This window comes from Methyloceanibacter sp. (assembly GCF_051306395.1).
Lineage (GTDB): Bacteria > Pseudomonadota > Alphaproteobacteria > Rhizobiales > Methyloligellaceae > Methyloceanibacter.
Window position 1 is genome coordinate 1 of sequence record NZ_JBPPND010000194.1, and the last position, 2,190, is coordinate 2,190.

Sequence of the window (2,190 nt, forward strand, 5' to 3'; positions counted from 1 at the left end):
TTCGATCTTGCGGATGAAGATATTGCGAAAGAACTCAGGGGCTATGACACCATACTCGAAATCCGTCTCTGCCTTGATTTCCCAGCGGTAGCCCTGGCCCACCTTCAGCCGGTACTCCTTGGGTTCCATGTGAAAATTATTGTCTTCCGAGCCGAGGATGAGGGGTTCCATGTCCTTCAGATGGTGGACGGCAGGATCAAACATGAACTGAGCCTGGGTCACGCCGAACGATCCCAGCAGGCAGGCCGCGCCGGCAGCCAATACGACACCGAATTTCCGCATTAAGACGCTTCTCCTTGGTTGAGCTTTGTCACCGAAACGTCTCCTTCCCGGGGGCGGACTATAGGCCCACGGGGCGCCGCTGTGAAACACCTTGCGGGCTCTGCTCGCCGGCACAATCGGGGTGAGAAATAAGGGAGACCCGCGCCCGGAGCATCGAGCGTTCAGGACTGCGCTAGTTTCCGGTGCTTACCGGATCTTCCGCCAGGCCGAGAGCGATGAGCGCAATACGCAAGCCCGTCGAGCACCACCACGCCGTCCTCCACCCGATCCCCCGTCTTGACCGGCCGCGCCTCGATGCGGCCTTCGCCGTCGACGATCAACACAAACGGCCCGGCTTGGTTCTCCTGTACCGCCGATTGCGGAATGACCACGCGCTTCTCGGGCGTCGCGCGCGTCAGGAGGACGCTGACATATTGTCCGGGCACCAGAATTCGGTCGGGATTTGGGAATGTGAGGCGCACATTGATCGTGCCGGTTGCCGGGTCGACTTTGTTGTCGATCACGTCGACCTTGCCCGGGAACTCATAAAGCTTGTCGTTGGCGAGCCGAATCTGCGGCGTGAACTCTTCGGCCGTCCCCGCCTTCGTCGCCTCCATGAAGTTCAGATAGTCGCGCTCGCCCACCGAGAAGATTACGTCGATGGGATCGAGATCGAGAACCGTCACCAGGACGCCGCTGTCGGGTCCAATGAGGTTGCCGACATCGACATCCGAGATGCCGGCACGCCCGGCGATTGGCGAGGTGATTGTCGCATAACCGAGATCGAGCTTGGCGCGTTCCTTATCGGCTTCCGCCGCCGACACATCGGCCTGGGACTGGTCCGCCTTCGACTTGGCAATGTCGTATTGCGCCTCGCTCGCCGTCTTGCGCTCAAGCAGCACCTCGTACCGCTTTAGGTTGCGGTCGTTCTCGCTGAAGCTCGCTTGGGCTTTGGCAACCTGCGCTTCTGCCGACAGGAAATTGGCTTGAAACTCCGCGGGATCGATCTCGAAGAGAACGGCCCCCGCCTCGACCTCGTGGCCTTCCTCAAAAGGTCTCTTCAGAAGCGTGCCGCTTACGCGCGCACGCACATCGACCCGCTGCGAGGCCTCCGTTCGGCCCACGAAGTCCGCCTAGCCGGCGACGTCCTTGGCCGTCACCGCCTCGACCACGACACTCGGCAGGGGCTTGCCCTCGGCGTTGGTGACATCGCCGTCCTCGGAGCAGGCACTGAGAATCAATGGCAAAAGGAGCGCGAGCCCCAGCAGCTTGCAGCCCGGCACTATGCCCGCCCGTCTCATCGCCAAGCCCTCTCCCCACCGCACCCAGCTCATTTTTTCCGAGATGCTAGAGCACAGGGCCTCAAAGGCAACTGCATTTGCCCCGACTTGCCGATGGGCCGGGCTTGAACCAATCGGAAATCCGGAACACGCTGTTGCAAAGCAAACAAAGCTCGTTGGAGAAACGCTCGATGATATCGAACACACGGCGCGCGGCGTTGCGCGTGGCTGCACTCGCCCCCTTTATGGCTCTCTGTGTGCTTCTTCCGCATCAAGCCGTGGCGCGCGACGGCGTCAGCGGCTGCAGCATCGCCGAAGTCGAATCCGACGCGGGGCGCGTCTGGCGGTATACTATCGAGGTTCAAGTGCCGGATGGCGGCTATTGCCGTGTCTATGTCGTCGAGGACAAGGACCGCAAAAGCTGGAAATATTGCTGGCTCAAACGCGCGGCCGACAATCCCGTCTCCGCGACCTGCGACGATCCCATCGACGACATGGACTTCGACGTTTGGAAGGCGAAGGCCGTGTGCGGGGCCCAAAACTCGATGGCCTACTGCCGGCGCGAGACGCCTCTCGTGCCCAGCCCTCGCTAGATCGGGAGCGGCAAACAGCCGAAGTGCACGAGCCGCGCCCCCCGCACCCCGGCCGA

Annotated in this window: 3 protein-coding genes and 1 pseudogene; 1 reads left to right on the forward strand and 3 read right to left on the reverse strand. The window is 61.8% G+C overall.

Features of this window, described 5'->3' with window-relative positions; genetic code table 11:
- The 3 genes and pseudogenes from ACSLE4_RS10170 to ACSLE4_RS10180 form a co-directional block, all read right to left on the reverse strand.
- Positions 1-282, reverse strand: a pseudogene (locus ACSLE4_RS10170) (hypothetical protein); the annotation flags it as partial.
- A 161-nt stretch (positions 283-443) separates the two neighbouring features.
- Positions 444-1,385 carry an efflux RND transporter periplasmic adaptor subunit gene (locus ACSLE4_RS10175; RefSeq protein WP_435904343.1) on the reverse strand — a complete coding sequence of 314 codons (942 nt, stop codon included), beginning with the start codon at positions 1,383-1,385 and terminating at the stop codon, positions 444-446.
- Positions 1,386-1,394: 9 nt separating this feature from the next.
- Positions 1,395-1,568 carry a hypothetical protein gene (locus ACSLE4_RS10180; protein WP_435904344.1) on the reverse strand — a complete coding sequence of 58 codons (174 nt, stop codon included), beginning with the start codon at positions 1,566-1,568 and terminating at the stop codon, positions 1,395-1,397.
- A 164-nt stretch (positions 1,569-1,732) separates the two neighbouring features.
- On the opposite strand from ACSLE4_RS10180, the gene ACSLE4_RS10185 reads away from it, so the two are divergent.
- Complete coding sequence (locus ACSLE4_RS10185; protein ID WP_435904345.1) at positions 1,733-2,134, forward strand: hypothetical protein; 402 nt, start codon at positions 1,733-1,735, stop codon at positions 2,132-2,134.
- Positions 2,135-2,190 lie beyond the last annotated feature (56 nt).